Source organism: Nostoc sp. PCC 9305 (assembly GCF_963920915.1).
Lineage (GTDB): Bacteria > Cyanobacteriota > Cyanobacteriia > Cyanobacteriales > Nostocaceae > Nostoc.
Genome location: NZ_CAWUDN010000086.1, coordinates 1 through 20881 on the forward strand (window position 1 = coordinate 1; position 20881 = coordinate 20881).

General features: G+C 42.0%; 19 protein-coding genes. 11 read left to right on the forward strand and 8 right to left on the reverse strand.

Annotated features, from left to right (window positions below; translation table 11 throughout):
- Positions 1-3 precede the first annotated feature (3 nt).
- Positions 4-657: a CmcJ/NvfI family oxidoreductase gene (locus tag ACM0OX_RS26030; protein WP_414517819.1), complete on the reverse strand. Its 654-nt coding sequence runs from the start codon at positions 655-657 to the stop codon at positions 4-6.
- A gap of 44 nt (positions 658-701) precedes the next feature.
- Positions 702-1373, reverse strand: coding sequence for a glutathione S-transferase family protein (locus tag ACM0OX_RS26035; protein WP_414517820.1), 672 nt, complete (start codon positions 1371-1373; stop codon positions 702-704).
- Positions 1374-1756: 383 nt separating this feature from the next.
- On the opposite strand from ACM0OX_RS26035, the gene ACM0OX_RS26040 reads away from it, so the two are divergent.
- A complete protein-coding gene (locus ACM0OX_RS26040) occupies positions 1757-1933 on the forward strand; it encodes a hypothetical protein (protein WP_414517822.1) in 177 nt (58 codons plus the stop codon).
- A gap of 91 nt (positions 1934-2024) precedes the next feature.
- Here ACM0OX_RS26040 and ppsA read toward each other — a convergent pair whose 3' ends face one another.
- Positions 2025-4643, reverse strand: coding sequence for a phosphoenolpyruvate synthase (ppsA, locus tag ACM0OX_RS26045; RefSeq protein ID WP_414517823.1), 2619 nt, complete (start codon positions 4641-4643; stop codon positions 2025-2027).
- Positions 4644-5562: 919 nt separating this feature from the next.
- Here ppsA and ACM0OX_RS26050 point away from each other — a divergent pair.
- From ACM0OX_RS26050 to ACM0OX_RS26095, 10 genes are all read left to right on the forward strand, one after another.
- The gene (locus ACM0OX_RS26050; protein WP_414517824.1) at positions 5563-5796 is read left to right on the forward strand and encodes a twin-arginine translocation signal domain-containing protein; all 234 of its coding nucleotides are present in this window, start codon (positions 5563-5565) and stop codon (positions 5794-5796) included.
- A 125-nt stretch (positions 5797-5921) separates the two neighbouring features.
- Entirely contained in the window at positions 5922-6623 is a 702-nt protein-coding gene (locus tag ACM0OX_RS26055; RefSeq protein WP_414517825.1) for a vanadium-dependent haloperoxidase, read from the forward strand.
- Positions 6577-6855: a hypothetical protein gene (locus ACM0OX_RS26060; protein WP_414517826.1), complete on the forward strand. Its 279-nt coding sequence runs from the start codon at positions 6577-6579 to the stop codon at positions 6853-6855. Before ACM0OX_RS26055 ends, ACM0OX_RS26060 begins: the two co-directional genes overlap by 47 nt.
- An 84-nt stretch (positions 6856-6939) precedes the next feature.
- Positions 6940-8253 carry a hypothetical protein gene (locus tag ACM0OX_RS26065; RefSeq protein WP_414517827.1) on the forward strand — a complete coding sequence of 438 codons (1314 nt, stop codon included), beginning with the start codon at positions 6940-6942 and terminating at the stop codon, positions 8251-8253.
- A 302-nt stretch (positions 8254-8555) separates the two neighbouring features.
- Positions 8556-9674, forward strand: a complete 1119-nt coding sequence (locus ACM0OX_RS26070; protein WP_414517850.1) for a phosphotransferase enzyme family protein — start codon at positions 8556-8558, stop codon at positions 9672-9674.
- On the forward strand, positions 9671-10210 hold the full coding sequence (locus ACM0OX_RS26075) for a DOMON-like domain-containing protein (RefSeq protein ID WP_414517828.1): 540 nt from the start codon (positions 9671-9673) through the stop codon (positions 10208-10210). Before ACM0OX_RS26070 ends, ACM0OX_RS26075 begins: the two co-directional genes overlap by 4 nt.
- A gap of 179 nt (positions 10211-10389) precedes the next feature.
- A complete protein-coding gene (locus tag ACM0OX_RS26080) occupies positions 10390-10773 on the forward strand; it encodes a hypothetical protein (RefSeq protein ID WP_414517829.1) in 384 nt (127 codons plus the stop codon).
- 289 nt (positions 10774-11062) lie between these two features.
- Positions 11063-11302 (forward strand): hypothetical protein, encoded by a 240-nt coding sequence (locus tag ACM0OX_RS26085; protein ID WP_414517831.1) that lies wholly within the window; start codon positions 11063-11065, stop codon positions 11300-11302.
- Positions 11299-12570, forward strand: coding sequence for a carbamoylphosphate synthase large subunit (locus ACM0OX_RS26090; protein WP_414517832.1), 1272 nt, complete (start codon positions 11299-11301; stop codon positions 12568-12570). Before ACM0OX_RS26085 ends, ACM0OX_RS26090 begins: the two co-directional genes overlap by 4 nt.
- A 28-nt stretch (positions 12571-12598) precedes the next feature.
- Positions 12599-13786 carry an MFS transporter gene (locus tag ACM0OX_RS26095; RefSeq protein WP_414517834.1) on the forward strand — a complete coding sequence of 396 codons (1188 nt, stop codon included), beginning with the start codon at positions 12599-12601 and terminating at the stop codon, positions 13784-13786.
- A gap of 123 nt (positions 13787-13909) precedes the next feature.
- Here the strand turns inward: ACM0OX_RS26095 and ACM0OX_RS26100 are convergent, their stop codons facing one another.
- The 5 genes from ACM0OX_RS26100 to ACM0OX_RS26120 all read right to left on the reverse strand — a co-directional run bounded on the left by ACM0OX_RS26100 (position 13910) and on the right by ACM0OX_RS26120 (position 20777).
- The gene (locus ACM0OX_RS26100) at positions 13910-15559 is read right to left on the reverse strand and encodes a GMC oxidoreductase (protein ID WP_414517835.1); all 1650 of its coding nucleotides are present in this window, start codon (positions 15557-15559) and stop codon (positions 13910-13912) included.
- Positions 15560-15800: 241 nt separating this feature from the next.
- On the reverse strand, positions 15801-16928 hold the full coding sequence (locus ACM0OX_RS26105) for a glycosyltransferase family 4 protein (RefSeq protein ID WP_414517836.1): 1128 nt from the start codon (positions 16926-16928) through the stop codon (positions 15801-15803).
- Positions 16929-17115: 187 nt separating this feature from the next.
- A complete protein-coding gene (locus ACM0OX_RS26110; protein ID WP_414517837.1) occupies positions 17116-18585 on the reverse strand; it encodes an O-antigen ligase domain-containing protein in 1470 nt (489 codons plus the stop codon).
- 142 nt (positions 18586-18727) lie between these two features.
- Positions 18728-19657, reverse strand: a complete 930-nt coding sequence (locus ACM0OX_RS26115; RefSeq protein ID WP_414517838.1) for a glycosyltransferase family 2 protein — start codon at positions 19655-19657, stop codon at positions 18728-18730.
- Positions 19575-20777 (reverse strand): glycosyltransferase family 4 protein, encoded by a 1203-nt coding sequence (locus tag ACM0OX_RS26120; RefSeq protein WP_414517840.1) that lies wholly within the window; start codon positions 20775-20777, stop codon positions 19575-19577. The genes ACM0OX_RS26115 and ACM0OX_RS26120 overlap by 83 nt, the downstream gene beginning before the upstream one ends.
- Positions 20778-20881: the final 104 nt, after the last annotated feature.

Here is a 20881-nt window from a genome sequence, read left to right on the forward strand (position 1 = left end):
ATATCAGTAAAATTGCTCTTTCCTATTGTACTGGACTAGACTAATAACCGCTATACTTTGCGCGTCACACAGTGCTAAGGGTGATTCTTGGATTGGTGTTGCGATCGCTCGCCAAACATTGATGATGGCAAATCGTTGTTTTAATAACGTCTCAATACCATCATCATCTATACCTCGCGCTGCTAGTTCCAAACGGGCGCGAGTATAGCCAGATTTGGCGGTGAAGTCGTTGTGTACGCGCTTGGCGGGTTCTTTAATATTATTCTCACCTGGCTTGGAGTTACCAGCGTTACGAAGGGTGTGATCGAATATTACTACCTTCGTTCCACCTGTCACCTCTTTTAACAATTGCTCGGCTTCTGGATAATAGACGCGGCGTACTTCGTCTTCATCGTAAAAGTTGCGGACATTAGTATTATGTCCAGTAAAGGCGAAACCTTCTCGATCTAACGAGATATTCTCTGAGATAGAACGAGCATTGTAAATTGGCAGTTTATGCGTCTGATAAGTTGCATTCGTGCGGGGAATTCCGGCTGGTGGTTCGTAAGTATAGTTAACAGGTTTTTCTGCCGTTGGAATCAGGTAACTGAGGTTGGCCTCTACGTATGGCAATTCTGCGGAAATTGGTTTGTCTAGAACTTGGTTATTTAAGCTCATAGGTTATCCCATTTTGGATTTTGGTTAATTGTTGGTCATGTGTCCTATTTTTGAGATGCACCAACAGGAACAGGTTCACCGAGAACTTTGGCGAATCTTTGCAAATAGAAGTCCACAGGGTTGGCTACTGCTTGGATTGAGGAGCGATCGCTTAACCTGTTCCACCATGTCTGCAAACGAGGTGTTTCTGCTGGTAGTGTGAATTTGCGGAAGTGTTCTAAGAGTGGTAAACGTTCAAACCAAGGATAGAAGCTGATATCAACTAGGCTAAACCGATCTCCTAATAAGTAATCACCTTTGCCTAATCCTTCTTGTTCAATATATAGAAGTGCTTCTGTGAACTCTTTTCGTCCTTGTTCCTGTTCTTGGCTATCTTTACCGCGCAGAAATTTGTTAAAAGCTGGGACAAGACGAGTATTGGCGTAGTCTATCCAAATCCGAGCGATCGCTTTAGCTGCGGGATCGCGGGGTAACAAAGGTGGTTCTGGAAAAACTTCATCTAGATATTCATTGATAATGGCGGACTCGTAAATTTCAACATCCCCATGTTTGATAGCTGGAACTTTACCATAGCCCGAAATCTGCGTGTACCCATCTGGTTTATTTTGTAGGTCAATTTCTATCGGGGTGAAGTCAATACCTTTTTCCAGTAAGACGACGCGAGTACGTTGAGAGAAGGTAGAGGCTTTGGCAAAGTATAGTTGGATGTTGCTCATGAAATCTTTTCCTTGTAATAATCGTGATATGTAGACTATTCAACCTAAAGCAATAAAACAGAAGCTGTTCATGAGCGATCGCCCACTATGGATGAAAGGAACCATTCTGTTTTCTGATTAGTGCAGTTAAATAATTGACTGGCAGGTATCTACGTGAGTTAGATGGTATACTACAGTTTATCGGTCGACTTAATGTATTTTAAATAGTATACAGTCTTTATGAAAATATGCATAGCTAATTATTTGGTCACACAAAAAATTAGCTAGCTAGACATAATCAGGCGTTTGTACTCTGAGATGCTTTTTGTTGGCTGTGGCATTTATCGCTCATTATCAGTGTACGGAAGAGAAAATCTCCAGCCGTTTAATGCAAATTCGAGTTCATGCTGCGAATAGCACTCAGAAAAGCTGAAACACTTGTGGTTAAGCAGTTTGCAATTGCTTTTGTAATTCGTGCTGAGGTTTGGTCATCAAGGGGTAAATTTTTGGACGACGTTTGCGAACTCGTGGTTTACTTCTACCTGGGCGATCGCTCAACCTGCACACTCACTGTTCATTGATTAAAAATTGAAATTCTTACCTCGTATAGCTTATAGCTTTTCTTAGTGGCATTCCCCCAATATTTAAAATCCAATGAAAGTAATTTTCGCTTTAATATAGGATTTCTACATACCCTTCTGTTCCATTCACTCGGATTCTCTGTCCGTCATCGATCAGTTTGGTAGCATTCTCCACTCCGACAACTGTTGGTAAGCCATATTCACGTGCGATAACTGCTCCATGAGTCATCAGTCCACCAACTTCGGTGACTAGGCCTTTTATGGATACAAACAATGGTGTCCAGCTAGGGTCAGTAAAGGAGGTGACTAATATATCTCCATCTTCTAGATCGGCATCTTCCATGTTTAAGATGACACGTGCTCGTCCCTCTATAACTCCGGAGGAAACAGGTAGACCTACAATAGCTTCGGCTGGGAGATTTTCTCGTTTGTACCGACCTGCAATAATTTCACCGTCAGACGCGATCGCACGGGGAGGAGTTAGTTTTTCATATAATTTGTACTCGTCTTTTCGTTTGCTGATAATCTGGTAATCAAGTTGATTTGTGCGTACAACTTCGCGAAGTTCTTCAAAAGTAAGATAGTATATATCTTCTTTTTCATGAATAACGTTGGTTTGTACGAGTTGTTCGGCTTCTTTGAGTAAAGCTTTTTTATAAACAAAGTAGCGATTAACTATGCCGTATTTTGGATATTCACGATAACCGACGAAATTCCGGATTAGGCCGATCGTTCGTTTTGTCTCTTCGGACTTTTGTTCACCATCCGGTAATTTCTTCAATCGCTCTAATAACTCTTGTTCTTTTTTCAAAGCTGACTGTCGCCCCTGCTCAAATTTCCGATTGCTGGCATTAGGCTCAAAGTTTTTGATGTTACTGAGAATCATGGGGACAAGTGTAGTTGGTTTTTCACTCCAACGAGTTTTAGTAATATCGATTTCTCCGGCACATCGCATTCCGTATTTGTTGAGATAAGCATAAATAGCGTCTTGGGTTTCCTTTCCACCATGAAACTTAGGCAGTTCATCCAAAAAGCTATCATCTTTTACATGTTGTAAATAATCAATTACTTCAGGATAAGGACGAATCACATCTGCGACATCCAATAGCGCCAAACCCATTTCCGAAGTAATATTGTTGGCTACAGATTGAGAAAGCGTGTCTGCTACATTTTTCTCACCTAACCATTCGTTCATTTTTTCATTGATCCATGATGAAGCATTCATACCAGTCATAATCACACCAAAACTTTGTGGATCGGATAAACTCTTTTTTAATTTCTGTGTGTCTTCTAGAATAAAATCAATTAGAGCCAATCCTGATTTCGTTTGGATGTTATGTTTTAACTCGTCTATCGATGCTTGATTACTCTTAATCAGATCGGGAACGATTGTCGGATCGTATTCGATTTGTGTTTGAAAATCCGCAGACGACATACCTTTATTGCTTTTATCGAGACTCAGTTCTTTTTGATCGTTTGGTAACGATTTTATAAAATCTCCTCGCTCTATGATGGTCATAAGTGCGTCTTTTATGAGCGGATCGGATTTTCCCAAAACATCTACTATAATTTCTCTTCTAACAGGTGAAGCCAGATCGGGTGTGATATCAACAAACAACCTTCCACCCGCTTTATACATGGGTCGAGCAGCTGTTAACTGGAATAAAGACAATCCCAATGGTTTCATGGGGTCAGTCATCATTTGTTGATGACCAACAGATACATAGACGTGATTTTCGCGATCGCTCGCTTCAGGGATCGGGTATAAAGTAGCGATCGGCCTACTCTGGACAATATAAAATGTATCATCAACCAAACACCATTCGATGTCCTGGGGGCTGCCGAAATGTTCTTCGATCTTTCTGCCTATGCGCTCAAGCTGTACAATCTGCTCATCCGTCAGCGCTTGCCTATTCTGTCTCTGTTGCTCAATTTCCTGTTCTTTCGTACCGCCATCTTTTAAGGCGTAAATAGCCAGTTTCTTGGTGGATATCTTCTTATCGATAACCTTGCCGTTACACACTTTATAGATATCAGCATTCACAATGCCTCTGACCATAGCCTCACCAAGTCCGAAGCTGGCATCAATGGATAACACTTTCCTATTAGAAGTGACGGGATCGGCAGTAAACAAAATTCCTGCCACCTGTGGAAAGACCATCTTCTGAACAACCACAGACAGGTGGACTTTACGGTGGTCGAAGCCATTTTGAAGGCGGTAAATTACTGCCCTCTCGGTAAATAGCGATGCCCAGCACTTGCTGATATGCTGATAGATTGACTCCTTTCCAATAATGTTCAAATACGTATCCTGCTGACCTGCAAAAGAGGCCGTTGGTAAATCCTCTGCGGTTGCGCTGGATCGTACTGCATAGGCATTTTTTTCATCAAACCTGGAGAGGAGGCGGGCGATCTCTTCATTAATATCTTGAGGAATGGTTATCCCTTCAATGAAAGAGCGAATCTCACCGCTAAGTTCACCGATTTTATGCCGATCTTCCACTTTTAGAAGCGATAACTGAGCGAGTAATTCGTTAATCGACGACGTTTCCCCAATGATTCTTTTAAAAGCTTCAGTAGAAATACAAAAGCCATCCGGTACAAAGATTCCTTCAATCTTGGAAAGTTCCCCCAGGTTTGCGCCTTTACCCCCAACAACCTTGAGTTGTGTTTTATCAATATCTTGAAAACAAAGCACAAATGAATTCATCAGTTTCCCTCCTTTGGCAATTCATATTTTAGTAATTTTGACTGCATTACAACCGATCGACTCTCGACGGTCGGTGTGCATGGGCGAATAACACGCTTGTAAAGATGAAACCTCGTCTGGGCAAGGTCTAGGGGGTAGAATTGCAGGTTCGTGTTAATAAGCATTCAAGCCCAGAGATGAAACAGAAGTTACTAATTCTTCATTCCCCACACCCGATACCCGCTCATCCTTATAAATATTGGGTTTGGCGTTATTTTAGTGCCATTGGTTCATTCTGCAAACCTGTTTATTCTAAAAAACTCTTGATTTTTATCACCGATTGTGAGACAGTCTGATTTAGCATCCACAAACTACGGTAAATAGATAAAGCTACAGTACTTTTAGCTTAACTGGAAGCAACCGGTGATTTTAGCTGTGCTTTAATCCCGGCAACATGCGATCGCACTGATTACAACTACAAAAGTATAACAGCCCTGCGATCGAGGCATCATACCAGCACTGAATGCCGATATTACTGTCAGGAGAAGCATATCAAGTTTGGATAATTACTTCTAATAAAATCTATCAATTTAGGTTGGGTTTAACGGCGGCAGTCAAACCCAACATAAACAAGGATCAAATGTTAGGTTTCCCTGCGAGAAGTCCCTTCTCTACGAGATGCTGTTCGCATTAGATTCTACGTTCTTCAACCTAAGCTACAGATATTATTAAGTGTTTAACCGAACCTGATATCACTCTTATGCAAGCTACCTTCCAGTACCAGTAAAGTAACCCCAGATATCATCCCAAATCTGGTTCGATTTTCCTGTTTCTCTAGAGGTGGGCATTTTGTGTGTGGCTAGTTGTTCTAGTTCTCAGATGCTCATGTATTCACTTATGACTAAATTTTTGGATTATTTTTTCTAGTGGAGAACATCTCATGCAAGTAGATCCAAATTCTCATCAAGGTTCCGAGCAAGATACTCAGGCTAATAGCGAAATAGATAAACTAAAACAATCCCGTGTAGCTAGCAAACGTTTTTTTGGTAGTCACGCCAGCAGACGCTCATTTCTTGGTCGTGCTGGTTTGTTTAGTGCCGCTAGCGTTGTTGCAGGAGTTTTAGGTTCACCTTTCTCCTCAAAAAACGGAGGAGATGTTGGAGATGTTGGTTAGCTATTCAGAATGGAGGTAGTTCCGGGAAATCCATTAAATACGACCCCAAAAACCGTTACATAGCCACAGTTCGGGATTTAGGTGAGTATGCTCATATTGGCGGCCCTACATACTTAGGAGCCTCTTTGATTCTTGGTAGCATCGGTACTCCTTTGAATCCAGGCAATCCCTACGTCAGATCGAAGACCCAAATTGGTTCTAATGCAACGTTTGCAGTGGGACATTTACAAGCCTTGCTTAATTTGGGTAGCTCGCGTGTGATTAGAGCCTCATACTGGCAGAAGTATTATGTACACCGCATTCTGCGCCCAGAAGCCTATGGTGGGCTAGTCTACAACAACATTGTGAATAAAACCAAGTATCCAATTAATTCTGAGGTCTTCAATTCTAATGCTTTGGCTCAGACCTTTAGCACCTTCAACACCTATCTATTGCCCCAAGCATATCCAGAAGGATCGCCAACCCATTCCTCCTATACAGGTGGTGCGGCTGCTACTGCTGGCGTCAATGTCACGCTGTTGAAAGCATTTTTTGATGAAAACTTTGTTATCCCCTCGCCAGTAGTGCCCGATCCCAAAGACCCAACAAAAGTAATTGCTTACAGTGGCCCACCACTAACTGTAGGTGGAGAATTGAATAAACTGGCAACTAATTATGCTATTGGTCGCGGTCATGGTGGTATCCATTGGCGTTCGGATGGTTCCGCTGCTTTGGCTTTAGGAGAAGAGGTTGCTATTAGTCTGCTCAGGGATGAGAGACTGGGTTATAACGAAATATTCAATGGCTTCACCTTCACCAAATTTGACGGTACAAGAGTCACCGTTTAAACCGATTTTCGGTGTTATGGGAGTGCTGAGAATAATAGCCATAAGTATCAGATGGCTGGAGGTACTCGAAAAAGCGATGTCTGCGAGGGCTGCGCCTACGCATCCCTCGCAGACTGAAACTGTTGATTCAGCTTTGCGTTTGGGATGCGATGCGATCGCCTGTGCAATATCTTTAGGTGTAGCTTCTGTTACTAACATCGTTATTTTTTGCTCAGGTTGGGGAACTCTATAAATACGGTTTAGTAATTGCCCAGTGCTAGATGTGGGCTGCTCTGAGCCGTGTTGTAACAATATCTGGAGTTTTGAGGATCGGCTGATGGATAAATCAATTATTCAGTTGGTTGACGAGTTACCGACTGACAATATTACTGTCAAAGTTTTAAAGGCTCTTGATTATGTAGCACCAGGTGAATGGAGCAATTTGACGGGGTTTGACAATAATATCCGCGCCATTACTGGAGAAACCGATGCTAAGGTAATTCAAAAAATCCGCGATCGCGCTGTCACTTTATACCAAGATCCTCAAAAAGGCTACCAGTTTGCCATCAAACTTTATCAAACAATTGATAAGGCAGACACAGCGATGGCAGCGGCGGCTTTAGCAAATAAAGTTAGTGAAAAAATCGGCTTTCTCTCTTTTTTAGGCAACATTACTCCCAAAGCCGATGTCACTCAATCCATTGATTTAGTATTAAAAATTGCTGTCGAAATCATTGCTTTTTGCAAACTAAACGGTATTCCTCAACCTAATCCCCAAGAGTTTGCTAATTCCCTGACTAACAACTATCAAAATGCATCCCTAATGCGGATGGTAGCTTTAGTTTGTCTAGATGGAATTCTGCCCTTGGGCCCTGACTTTCTCAGCAAAATTCACGGAGTGATTAGTGGTACTGATGCTAGTGCAATAACTCAAAATCCGGTTTTCTTAGCCGTTAATAACTTTCTTCCAGGAAGCAATCCTTCTGATAAAGTTGGTTTTATCAGTCAGGGTTTCAACTCCGTGCAAGGCTGGATGAATAATTTAGTATCCAAGACAGGCATAACCCCGCAATCAATTTCTAGTAATTTGGGTAATTTTATTCAGATTGCTGATGATAATTTAGATTTAGTTGCAGCATTCCTAGATCAAACTACCAATTACTACGAGCATACAGGAATTCAAACTGTCGCTCGCAGTTTGATTTTGCAAGCATACACTCTAGTAAAAGAGGAAATCAAACAAGAGCAACAAAAGCCGATTCAAGATGTCTCATCTGCCGTTAAATCAGATAAATCAGATAAGACTCAGTATGAAGTCAGCAAAACAGTAGAAGTCTGGGATAATGATGAAGAGGATTGGTATCAAGGAACTATTGAGAAAATCCAAGATGACCAGTTCTTTGTTCATTACCTTGGTTACGGTTCATCTTATGACGAGTGGGTAGGCGAAGATGACATTCGGACTCGCGATCTTCGCTCCACTGATGAAAATGGATATGCAGTAGGTCAAAAGGTAAAATGTTGGGATGATGACCAAGAGGCTTGGTATTCCGCAACGATTGAGAAAGTCCAAGGTCAGCAATACTTTCTTCACTACATTGGTTATGACTCATCTTATGACGAGTGGGTAGATAGCGATGAGATTTCCTAATTGTTGAATTAGCACGGGGTTTGTCTTGTTCCCAGCCTGGAGGCTGGGAATGTGTTTAAAAGAGGCTCTGCCTCTTGTCAAGCTACTGGAGGCAGAGCCTTCCAGAATGGGAACCAGTCAGAAATCTTGTTTTTCACGAATGAATTCAGTATTGCTCTAGTACTTTTAAAGATTCATAATTGACATCTTGTTAATCAATTACGAATTACGAATTACGAATTACGAATTATCTTGACACTTGCGCTACGATATCCCCTATTGCTTTCGTGCAATGTACGTGAGGAGTAGTAGAGATGAAACAGATGATAGAAGAATTTAATACACAGGATACCCGAAATCTGGAGGCGATCGCTAACCAATTCGCCCTACTGGAAAAGGTTACAGGCGTTAAAGCATTTGGTAGTGGTAATATAAATGACACCTTTTTAGTAACTTTAGATTCCTCAAAGGAACAACATTTTGTCCTGCAACGCATTAACACACAGGTGTTTCGTCAGCCACAACTGATTATGCAGAATATGCGTACCTTAACTGAACACGTTCAAAAAAGGTTGCAGGATATGCCCCTTAATCGTCGCTGGGAAGTGCCACGCGTACTGTTGACCAAAAACGCTCAAGACCACTGGAAAGATGCAGATGGCTCATTTTGGCGGGCAATCAGCTTTATTGAAGGCTCCCAGTCCTTTGATAGTATGCGCGATCGCTCACACGCGAAAGAAATCGGTTATGCCTTGGGGATGTTCCACAATCTAATCAGCGATTTGCCAGCAGAAAAACTTGCTGACACCCTCGAAGGCTTCCATATTACACCGTTTTATCTCCAGCATTACGATGAAGTTTTGCCGAAAACTAGTGTACGTCAATCTTCGGAAGTTAATTATTGTTTACAGTTTGTTAGCGATCGCCAAACCTTTGCACATATCCTAGAAAATGCCAAAGCTGAAGGCAAGCTACCTCTACGTCTGATGCACGGCGATCCCAAAATCAATAACGTGATGTTCGACATTGTTACCCAGCAAGCCGTCAGCGTCATCGACCTAGACACCGTGAAACCCGGTTTGGTACATTACGATATTGGTGATTGCCTGCGATCGGGTTGCAATCCGGCTGGTGAAGAAACCGAAAATTGGGAAAGTATTTATTTCGATACCGATTTGTGTCAAGAAATCCTCCAAGGTTATCTCGCTGTAGCTAAGGCATTTCTGACCGAGAATGATTATGCATACATATATGATGCCATTCGTCTAATTACTTTTGAACTAGGACTGAGATTTTTTGCTGATTATTTAGCAGGGAATGTCTACTTCAAAGTTAAGCACCCAGAACATAATTTAGCAAGAGCGATCGTTCAGTTTAAGCTGACTGAAAGTATTGAATCTCAAGAAACGCAGATTCGCAAAATTATCCAAGATATGAAATGAACAAGCAGACATTTTCCCTGCAACCTTTCCCTTGTTACGAATCCTTTCCTAATTTAAAAATTACAGGCAATATCTCCCGAAATGCCAATCAACTTACTATCTGCTACAACCTTGGAAGCGATTTAAAAGAAATTGCAATTGTTCCACCATCAAATGCACCATCACGCAAGTACGAATTATGGGAAGACACTTGCTTTGAATTCTTCCTTGGCATCAAAGATTCTGTACGGTATTGGGAATTCAACCTCTCTCCCGCCGGACACTGGAATGTCTATCGCTTTGAAGGGTATCGTCAAGGGATGCAAGAAGAAACAGCTTTTGAAAAGCTACCGTTTAATGTTCATAATCAAGCTGATGCTTTAGTACTTGCGTTAGATGTCGATTTGAATAAAATTGTCTCGGCAAATCAAGGCATTGAAATTGGCATTACTACTGTTATCAAAAATATAGATGGTAATGTGAGTTACTGGGCTTTAACTCATAAAGGTGAGGAAGCTGACTTTCATCTGCGAGACAGTTTCATCGTTGAGTTGTGAAATGTGGTTACTGCTACCAATATGCCAGAACAAGAAGGCGGCAAATAAGTAACCCATTTGGATGAGAAACAATTCAACCGTTTGGGTGAGTCAATTGTAGTAGGTTAATTTCTATAAATAAGAGGAATCTATTACTAGAAACTATTGATTTTACTTTAGTCTAGTTAAGGAGTACCGTTATGAAATTAACAAGATTGATAAATTATACAGTTATCATTGCCTCTCTTGCCCTTACATCTGGCATTGCTAGCGCTCAAACAGCCACATCAATAAACACAGCAGTTAACCCTGATGCATTAGGCAGTAATTCCACCAATGTCAGCTACATTCAGCCGTTTAATCTTGTTAATCTTGCTTACCAAGGTGGTTTAAAACAGCAAGGAATTCCTAGTGGAGGAGCTTTGATTTCTGAAGGTCAGCGCGGAAATATTACTCCGAAAGATTTAGTCAAAGCTGCGATCAATGCTAAAAAATTACCAGCACAAGTTTTAAACAATCAAGATTACATTAGTGCTGTTAATTTACAATTGGGGGTATTAACCGGAGTAGATTATCCTGAATAAGTACAGTTTTGTCTATGGCCATGTTTAAGTTTCCAATTGGATGAAATACAAGTTAACCTTTTCCTTGAACCATTCCGCGCAAGCTGAAATAACCCCTGTACATCTAAGGTATGGGGGTTTTAGATTAGGTGTCTGCTAAATAATTTCGGTTAAGGCAAGAGACGCGATGAATCGCCGTCTCTACAAAAATCAGATAATAAATAAACTAATTTACTTCCTTCGTTTGATAGAGTTAATTAAAAGATAAGTAAGATATATAAATAAAAGCCAATTATTAAATATTAGCTTTATGCAAACAAAATATAGCAATCTTCAGGCTATAAAATTTAGTAAAACAAAACAATTACAACGTGTTTACAAACAAAATCAACCAAAAGATAGATTCATTTCGCCGAAACTTGCCCAAGCCTTAGCTGCAATTACTAAAGAAATTGTCTCTGAGCAAGACAGGATGCTGCTGGCAGGAGTGCAGACAGAAAATGTATCTGTTCAACTGTTTGAGGATGCGGTTTTTGGGAGGGCTAAATGAACTCACAATATAACTTTCAATACTTTCAAGGGAGTTCTCTTTCCGATCTATTTGCTCAAGATATCACAGATGCATCTTATGGATTTATCCTAAATTACCCTGCAACTGCCAGTTGGGCTGCTTATCCCAACCTGGAAAAATATTTTATTCAAGATGGCAGTAGTGAAGCCACCAAAACCTCCTTTGACAAGATTTGCCAAAAGGAACCTTGGAAAATTTTAGCTGTATTAGGCGATCGCATTCCAGGAATTATAATTAATCCGCCGCCAAAGTCGCTACTTGCATACTGGCAAGAGCATTTCGGCTTCAGCTACTCCCATAGGTTAATGATGGATCGCTTAACTTATCTGGACGATCTCAGCCACAGCGAACGCTTTGATAAACTCATCACTCTATTTCCCTTCGATCGCCTCAAAAAAGAAAAACACGCTGTTGATTCAGACACTCATTACCGTTTACTCAGCAAAGTAACTCTAGCCGAACTGGGGGTGCAATGTCCAAAATACGAAAGCTACAATTTGCATGAAGTCAATCTCGAAGATATTAAATTACCAGAATTTCCCTACTTAATTAAAACGTCCCACGGACTCTCAGGGGAAGGCACTTATATCATCAAAAGCCTCAACGATCTGAACTACTGTCTTGAAGAAATCAAGAAATATCTGGATATTAAGTTGCTCGATAGGATTATTGTCTCGGAGTTCGTTAAGAATGAGATACAGAATTACTGCGTACAGTTCTATGTCAACAAAACGGGAGAGATAACCCTCATCGGCACTACCAGCCAACTCGTCACTCCAGAAGGTAATTATTTAGGGGGACTGATTGACTACCGCAACACTGACATGAGCAAGTTCTTTGAGATGATTGCCGCCATTGGTGAGTATGCTTACAAACAGGGTTATTTCGGCGTCATTGGGTTTGATGTACTGGAAGATCGAGACGGACAATTTTATGCGATCGATGCCAATTTCCGAGTTAATGGATCGACTCCATTGTGCTTGCAGCGTCACACCCTACTGGGACTGGGAAAGGAAGTTGCTAAATATTCTAGTAGCTACCGCATGGAAGGAACGTTAGATTCAATTTTAGTCACCTTAAAACCAGAACTAGATCGCAAGGACTTGATTGTTTTGTCAGCTTTAGAGAGGGTCAAATACGGAAAAATCTACACCGAAATTTATGCGATCGTGACTGGAGAAACTATCCAGGAAATGCAGCAGATCGAGCATAAATTACAGGATAAGGGATTACAATGGCTCCCTTAAACTTAGCAATCTAGGAGCATTCCAGCCAATGACAGACTATCAACGCACCTTACCGCCTCTGTGGATAGGTTCGGCGATCGCTTTCTATGCCTTTATTGCCATTGGCATCGCTGAAGCAGGATTAGGAGTTCTTCTGCCTTCCATTCTCTCTACCTATAACCTGAATCCAGCAACCGTCACCCTGCTGTTTCTCAGTCAAATTAGCGGCTACATTTTGGCAGCATTCACCAGCAGTATTGTGAGTAGTCGGCTGGGGTTAGCCCGAATGCTGTTGATTGCTGCGGGTGTGCTGACGATGGCGTTGACGATCTATGCCATCTCACCCTCCTGGTTTCTCATGGTTGCAGCTGGATCGGCGTTGGGATTGGGCATTGGATTGATTGATGCAGGCATTAACACTTACATTGTGCAAGATTCCCGCAGTGCCAGTTTGATTGGTTTGCTCCATGCTTTTTATGGTATTGGCGCACTTTCAGGCCCCGCGATCGCTACTACTTTATTAGCAGTTGGGATGAACTGGCGGCAGGTTTATGTGGTATTAGCCGGGATTGTCAGTCTATTAATTGTCAGCGTGCTGGGCGTAATCATTTTCAACTACACACCAATGACAGTACGGGTATTGCCATCAAAGACAACTGCGTTAGAAAATCTGGGCAAAGCGCTGCAAACTCCGATAGTACTGCTAACTGGATTACTTTTGCTGGTTTATGTTGGCACTGAAGCCTGCATTGGTAACTGGGCATACACTGTGCAGTCTGTCGCTCGTCACACTCCCACGCTGATTGCTGGTTACAGCGTTAGTGCCTATTGGGTGGGATTAACATTGGGACGTTTCATCTTAGGTTATTTCTTGCAACGGCTTGGAGCAGTCCGCACAATCAGTATGTCGCTCAGTCTTGTAATCATTGGATTGCTCGCTTGGTGGCAACTACCAGATCAATGGATTAGCTTGCCGTTGATTGGCTTTGGATTGGCAGCCATCTTTCCTGCAACCATTTGGTTAATCCCTCAACGATTACCTGCTCTCCATGTTCCTGCGGCTGTTAGCATTGCCACTAGTGCCGCCAGTTTTGGGGCTGCGATTATACCCACTGGAGCAGGCTGGCTTGCAAGTTGGACAAGTTTAGAAATCATCCCAATGTTGATGCTGCCATTGGCGCTGTTAATGGTGGGCTTACATTGTTGGCTGGTGCAACATTCGGTAACAGGCAAGTAATACCAATTTGAAAAAAGAAGGCGACAAATAGACCATTTGTAGAGACGCGATTCATCGCGTCTTTAGCGAATGGCACAAAGAAAAGCTACATCTAAAACGTGACGATTTTATGCAAATTTATATTTAGTGAGACAATTCGGCTTTCAGATGGTCAGCTAATCGAATTGCCAACGCGATAATGGTAAGCGTCGGATTAGCATAGCCTCCTGTAGGGAAAACAGAGCTACCTGCCATAAATAAATTAGAAATGCCGTGAACTTGACAATTTGCATCGACAACTCCTTGTTTTGGGTCGTGATGCATACGTGTTGTCCCCATATTATGATGGGTACTAAGAGAAGCAACTGGACGATCGCCATCTAATTCAATCTGCAACTCACCCAGTCCGGCACTAGCAAACTCTTGTGCAAATACTAACTGCGATCGCTTCACACTGCAAATATCTATTTCGCTCCAATAATTAATTAATTTTGCTTGCGGACAACCCAGCTTATCTAGTTGATTGCTGAGTGTTACCCGATTATCTGGATTTGGTGTTTGTTCTGTTTGGCTAAGAACTTCAAACTTTGTATATTTCTGTTCATTACCTTCATGTTCAGACCATCCTCCATGACTTAAATCAGGGAATAAATATTCTTTTTTGAGATTATATTTATACCAATCAGCTACTAAATCATCAATATTCGTAATTACATTTTGCAAATGCTGAAAAATATTTTTAGGTAACTGTCTTTGTCGAACTGAAGAGAACAAAATTTTTGCAGAAGCCTTTGCAGCCGATCTATACCTTTCATCTCTGGGATATAACAACGCGGTCATATTTAGTAATTTCTCGCGGCGCATTACTTGTTCCGTGAGCGCAAATTTTCCCATGACTGTGACATTATTCACCCGACGTAAGTCATACAAAGCCATCGAATTAAAGATTTTGCGATTTTGCGGAACAAGCATACCACAACGAATAAAAGGATGATCCATGAAGAATCTACCTACTAAATCATGTTGATTGCCTAATCCATTCTTTTGAATTCGGTTTGATAGTAATAATAAACGCGCATTTTCAATCCCACCTGCGGCTAAAATAAATACTTTTGCAACAACCCAAAATTTCTTACCAGATAAACAAGCAACTTGCACGCGTTTCACTGTTTGGGCTGTTTCGTCTGCCTCAATTTCTACCACATTGGCGTTGAGGAATGTAGTTATATTAGGAGATTGATTGATTTGGTGGCGATATTCATTGGTGAAAATATCGCGCGGGCCAAACTGAAACATACTGGTAGTAACTCGGTCACTTGTGAAATGTGTCCGAGGAGATTGAGCATTTTCCCAAGTCTCTGCCTCATAAGCAAAAGAACCGAGTTTACAAACTGCTTGCGCGCGCTCATAAAATGGATTGAGGTGAGATTTACTAAAAGGCCAGCCACTGTATGGAACCCAATCTCGTTTTTCAAAATCTATTTCGTCTAACGGTACGTGCCTTAAACCAAGTTGATTTTTATTAATTTCAATATTCCAGACATTAGCCATTCCACCAAATTGACGATGACGCATATCTTGCAGTGGTGGAAAAGGATCTCCAACCGTTTCGCCTTCACCAAGAGATGCAGTTTCTTGATTAAATTCCAAATCACCACTTTCTAGTAAGCACACTCGAAAGTCTTGCCCAATTAATTCTCGTGCAAGTGTAATTCCTGCTGGCCCAGCACCAACTATACAAACTTCAGTATTGATAATTTCATCTATTGGTAATTTGCGGCTATCAATCAACATTGATTTAATTCCTTTTGCATAAATATTTTTTATATTGCACAGATGTATAAAGGGTATTAATTACAAAGTAAAAATGCGTTTGTAGTAAGGACTTTAGTCCTGAATCTTTAAGCACTAAAGTCCTTACTACAAACCTATATAGGACTTACGCAAAAACCCTCTCAAACTCTCATTCCTCCGTGAACTCTGCGCCCTCTGTGGTTCGTTTTCCGTTACTCGTGCGTAAGTCCTACTATAAAAACTATTGTGATAAAGGGCTAGGCATTACAGAGCGAATTGCACTAATAAAATTTTGGGCATAATTCTGCGTTGAAAAATCGAGAGCGCGTTGTCTAGCAGCGACTCCCGCACTGTGGGCAAATTCTTGCTCGTCAAGATAGCGGAGAATTGCGATCGCTAATTGCTCCGCATCGCCGTAAGGTGTTAATAGTCCATTCATGCCATCGGTAATAATCTCTGTTGGCCCGCCTGCACTGCCAGCAATTACAGGTTTACCCAGCGCCATCGCCTCAATAATCACAATCCCAAATGGCTCTTTATCTGATGCATGAACAAATACATCCATCGCCTGCACCCATTCCGGGATATTGCGCTGTAGCCCAGCCATAATTACTTGGTCTTTCAAACCTAAAGCGGCGATTTCGGCTTTTAAGAAGTCCTCATAATCCGGTTCTAAATCGTGCTTACCACCAACCACGACACAATGGGCATCAGGATACTTCTGTAAAATTTTGGGCATTGCTTGCACCAATACGTGCATTCCCTTCCATCGTTGCAATCGTCCCACAATTCCAATCAACGGCCCGTGTAAAGGCAAGCCCAGTTTTCGCCGTGCTTCTTCTGGAGTTGGTAAAGCATTCGGCTCAAATCGGTCTAATGCGACACCAGGATAAACCAAAGGTGTTGGTCTGTGCGGCCAAATCTCTGCCTGCGCTTGCTTGCCATCTTGCGAAAGAGTGATAATTGCACGGGCTGGAATTAAAGTAGCAAGTCGCACCAACCAAGTTTTATCGCTAGGTACTTCTAGTTGATACCACACAGCAGGCAAGCCCGCCAGCATTGCCGCCAAACCTCCCGATATATGCGTAATCCACATCCAATTGACAATTATATCTGCACGTTCGCGGCGTGCGATCGCAGCTATCCGCAAAACAGCGCCAATAAAACGGTGGATTTGGCGTAAACGTCCACTTTCTACAACTCGCGCATCAATACCGAGAGACTTTACTTGTTCCACCATCGGGCCGTCTTCTAAAAATATCACTAGCCACTCAACACCAGCATTACGTCCCTGCTGCACCAAATCCCAAAGCATCATTTCACCACCGCCTCGTTGCTCGGCCAGTGGCATGACAATAATTACTTTCATAATCTATATCAGTCCTATTTAAGTTGTAAAATTTCTCGAAACAGAATTCAGGAATCAGGAGTCAGGAGTCAGAATTCAGAATTAATTTTTAACTAAAAGTGGATAGCGCAGAGTTAGATAGTCCGCAAAAGTATGAATCCTCCACTCATTGATTCTGAGTTCTGAATTCTGAATTCTGCATTCTTCTTCAAAAGGTTCTCGATTTCTTAGAGAAGTTAGAAATATTGGAGAACATCTGAGGATTGCTATAGTACTTATGCCCTGCCATAGCCATAGCTAAAAATCCCCAAAGAATCATCCCTGATACACTCAACATCCCGCTACCAATAACTAACTGTGAAGCAGAACTGATCCCAATGGCACGGGCAGCACTGACAAAACTATCGAAACGACCTTCACCATAGCTGCTAACAGTAATAATCAAAAAGATTAATCCACCCATATAAAATATGCCTCCAAACCAACCAAGGGTGAAAAACATATCTAAAATGCCACTATCAATTACCACTACTTCAATTTGTCCAGTTTTTTCGTTGACCTTCCAAATATTTCCTAAGCCGTTACCTAGACCATTAGAAAGGGCTAAACCAAGATTTCTGTCGTAAGTTCCCGATCTATCTTTAAAACTGCCATCTTCTTGAATATTAGAAAAAGTTTCAAAACGTGCTGCTACTACTCCAGCAATTGGTTCGATAGTTGTCAATGGCACAACACAAATAGCCATAACCGCAATTATGGTAATTAAGCGCATTTGAATTTTGGCTTTGACTGAACCCATAATCATAATTATTCCAAATAACCAGCCTCCCCAATTAGTACGTGCTTGTGTTAATAAAAAAGATAAGTAACCAACAGCTGAAGCCGGAAAAATTAAGCTTCCTGAACCGGTCAATAATAACAGTAACCCAGCCTGCATAACAGAACCAAAGGGGCCGACTGAGTGTAATGTACTCCAGACGCGCATCCCGAAAGGTACAGGGTTTCCAGAACTCATGAATAATTTTGATTGTATGAGCCAGTACCTATCCCACTCAGGAGCTACCACAAATTGATATACGCCATAAGTTCCTAAAATCAACACACACCAGAGAAATGTTCGTTGAATGTTCTGGCGATAGCTGGGATAATCTCGCCAGTTGATAAATAAGTGAAAAGCGAAAATAATCGGACTGAGCCAATCCATCAATCCGCGTGCTACAGGGATAGGTGGGTTGTAAATTAGACCGATGAGAAAGCCATAGAAAACTCCGATAAAAGCTAAAACAAACGGCAAACCCCCTTGACGAGAAGCGCGGGGAAAGTGTCGCAAAAATGTTGCTATAGTAATAAAAACCACTAAATAGGGTGCTATGAGCATTTGACGGCTAGCATCCCACCCTACCCGATAATCAACTAAGCGAGTCGCTAAGGGTGTGAGAAACCAAATCCACCAAGTAAAGCCAATGTAGAGAATGGGATGCCGCAAGTATAAAAATAAGGCTACTACTAAAGCTGTCGCCGGATAAATTAGGCGCAATCCGGCAGTAACACCACCAAAATAGCAAACTACAGTTAGTAATATAAAGCCTGCGATCGCCATCCAACCCTGTAGCGATCGCTCTTCGGGAGAATAGTTTTCTTGTAAAAAACTATTGAAAAGTATCTGCTTAGACTTCATTCAATTTTAAATTTTGAGGTTTGTAGTAAGCACTTTAGTGCTTAGAAAATAAGGACTAAAGTCCTTACTACGAACTTGTTTACCCATCAATTTCAACTTGACAGACTACTATAGCTAAGAATAAATTGAATTCAATTACGAATTACGAATTACGAATTACGAATTGTTTATATCCCTGCCAACGCCCACGCCAAGATGCTAATAACTTTTTCCCCGCCAACTGCCCTTGGCTAGGTAAAAATCTCAGCCATTGTACTAAGCCCAAACTATCGCATGTACCCACAAATACTGCCCAGAACAAAAATGCAATCCGGCGGATAAATGGTAAATGCTCTAGTAAAACTAAGGTTTCATTATGGACTAAATTAATAAAGGCAATTTCATTAAAGTTATTTCGCTGATCTTCATCAAAACGTTGGGCTGGATAATGATCTACAGCAACGCTAGGATCGTAAATTATCTTCCAACCAGCCCGCTTTAATGCCAGAGTGAATGCCATTTCAAAGTGTACTTGCGCTCCAGTACCGCGCATCCGCTCGTCAAAGCGTAGTTGTCCGATCGCTTGGGTACGAAAACTCATGTTCACGCCCTTGAGAATATCGACTTCGCGGGGTTCTCCCACTCCCAGGTGATGGTTGCCAATGACTCGCCCAAACCACTGCAACTGTCCCACTACTGGGCGGGATTCGTCTTCTAATTTGCTGCCGTGGTATATCCAATCACGCCCTCCCAGTCCGCCGAGGTGACGATCGCAGGTAAAGTAAGCCGCAATCCGCTCTAACCAATCGGGGTGGGGTGCGGCATCATCATCAGTAATGGAAACAATATCGCCCTCCACTGCTGCTAATCCGGCGTTGAGAGCTGCTACTACCCCTTGTTGTGTCACTTTCACGGTATGCAGTGGCAAGTTGTGCGCTGTGTATTGGGCCAGAAATTGCCAAGTTTCTGCATCCGTATCGCGGACAACCACTATCACCTGATCGACTGGTTTAGTTTGCTCTTGTAGCGCCAAAAGGCAGCGTGAGAGGTCTTGTGGACGGCGATAAGTCGGTATCAGAACGGTGTTCCGCATTCTTGCTTAACTCCTCGAATAAATCCACATAAGTTTGTGCCATAGTAGTCCAGCTGTGTTGTTCTGCCACAGAACGAGCAGCTTGACTCATTTGCTGCATGAGCATATCTACACTTACCAAGGACATCATCGCCACAGCTAAAGCATCGATATCATTTGAGTCGGTTAAGACAATGCCACATTCTGGTGTCACCAACTCTGCACCCCCGGTAGCTGTGGCAGTAATTACTGGTAGTCCTGAAGAAAGTGCTTCTAACAATACGAGGCTACAAGCTTCATATCGGGAAGGAAAAATAAATAAATCTACTGACCGCATAATTTCGGGGATATCACGGCGAAATCCGACAAAATGCACGCGATCGCTTAACCCCAAGGATGCCGCTAGTTGTGGGAAGGGACTACCTTCGATATGACCTACCACCGCCAAATGTAAATCGGTAACTTTCACCAAGGCGTGTAGTACTGTATCTAAATTCTTTCTGGGTGTGCGGATGTCTCCAGCAAACAGGGCTAGGGTGACATTCTCCGGTAAACCTAATTTTTGGCGATTGCTTTCACCAGGGGTAAACTCTTCTAAGTCAACGCCATTGACAATTACCCGAATCCGAGAACGCGGTACACCAATGTTGACTAATTCTTGGGCTACCTTTTCGGATACAGCCACCACAACCTGCGCTTTTTGGAAAGCTTGTTTTTCCCAACGGGCATTAAAAGCCGTAAATAACCACTGGTAAAAACCATATAAATCGCGGCGGTTGCGGGAAATATGAACAGGCGATCGCAACCATGAACTGTGGACAAAATGTACAGCATTTACATCAGCCGCAGCCAGATTAATTGCTCCATTAACTTTAACTAAATCAATCTCAGAGCGATGTTTACGTAACCAATCTGCACTTTTTTGGGCAAAGATGAAATTACGCACAAATTCTGTAGGATAGCCTTTGACTGGAATTTTAATCCAATTAACTTGGCTATTTTCTTCTAGTTCTGGTGCGACTTCACTAGCTAATAATGTCAAGTGATGACCGCGACTAATTGCTTCTTTAGCAACCTCATAGTTTACCCGCCCCTGACCATCACCTTTTTTGATTTTATGAGTAACAATACAAAGTTTCATACACTACTTCCTTAAGGATAAAATTCTTGAATCACCCCTCCCCTTGGAAAAGGCTACGGTGTACACACATCTTTCTAGAAAACCAAAATCGTCGTAGATCCCCC

Bases quoted from the DNA above. Each gene is read 5' to 3' on its own strand.
- ACM0OX_RS26105 (WP_414517836.1), bottom strand. From the start codon at position 16,928: ATGAAAGTAATTATTGTCATGCCACTGGCCGAGCAACGAGGCGGTGGT.
- ACM0OX_RS26050 (WP_414517824.1), top strand. From the start codon at position 5,563: ATGCAAGTAGATCCAAATTCTCATCAAGGTTCCGAGCAAGATACTCAG.
- ACM0OX_RS26060 (WP_414517826.1), top strand. From the start codon at position 6,577: ATGGCTTCACCTTCACCAAATTTGACGGTACAAGAGTCACCGTTTAAA.
- ACM0OX_RS26120 (WP_414517840.1), bottom strand. From the start codon at position 20,777: ATGAAACTTTGTATTGTTACTCATAAAATCAAAAAAGGTGATGGTCAG.
- ACM0OX_RS26035 (WP_414517820.1), bottom strand. From the start codon at position 1,373: ATGAGCAACATCCAACTATACTTTGCCAAAGCCTCTACCTTCTCTCAA.
- ACM0OX_RS26065 (WP_414517827.1), top strand. From the start codon at position 6,940: ATGGATAAATCAATTATTCAGTTGGTTGACGAGTTACCGACTGACAAT.
- ACM0OX_RS26080 (WP_414517829.1), top strand. From the start codon at position 10,390: ATGAAATTAACAAGATTGATAAATTATACAGTTATCATTGCCTCTCTT.
- ACM0OX_RS26070 (WP_414517850.1), top strand. From the start codon at position 8,556: ATGATAGAAGAATTTAATACACAGGATACCCGAAATCTGGAGGCGATC.
- ppsA (WP_414517823.1), bottom strand. From the start codon at position 4,643: ATGAATTCATTTGTGCTTTGTTTTCAAGATATTGATAAAACACAACTC.
- ACM0OX_RS26100 (WP_414517835.1), bottom strand. From the start codon at position 15,559: ATGTTGATTGATAGCCGCAAATTACCAATAGATGAAATTATCAATACT.
- ACM0OX_RS26075 (WP_414517828.1), top strand. From the start codon at position 9,671: ATGAACAAGCAGACATTTTCCCTGCAACCTTTCCCTTGTTACGAATCC.
- ACM0OX_RS26090 (WP_414517832.1), top strand. From the start codon at position 11,299: ATGAACTCACAATATAACTTTCAATACTTTCAAGGGAGTTCTCTTTCC.
- ACM0OX_RS26040 (WP_414517822.1), top strand. From the start codon at position 1,757: ATGCTGCGAATAGCACTCAGAAAAGCTGAAACACTTGTGGTTAAGCAG.
- ACM0OX_RS26110 (WP_414517837.1), bottom strand. From the start codon at position 18,585: ATGAAGTCTAAGCAGATACTTTTCAATAGTTTTTTACAAGAAAACTAT.
- ACM0OX_RS26030 (WP_414517819.1), bottom strand. From the start codon at position 657: ATGAGCTTAAATAACCAAGTTCTAGACAAACCAATTTCCGCAGAATTG.
- ACM0OX_RS26115 (WP_414517838.1), bottom strand. From the start codon at position 19,657: ATGCGGAACACCGTTCTGATACCGACTTATCGCCGTCCACAAGACCTC.
- ACM0OX_RS26085 (WP_414517831.1), top strand. From the start codon at position 11,063: ATGCAAACAAAATATAGCAATCTTCAGGCTATAAAATTTAGTAAAACA.
- ACM0OX_RS26095 (WP_414517834.1), top strand. From the start codon at position 12,599: ATGACAGACTATCAACGCACCTTACCGCCTCTGTGGATAGGTTCGGCG.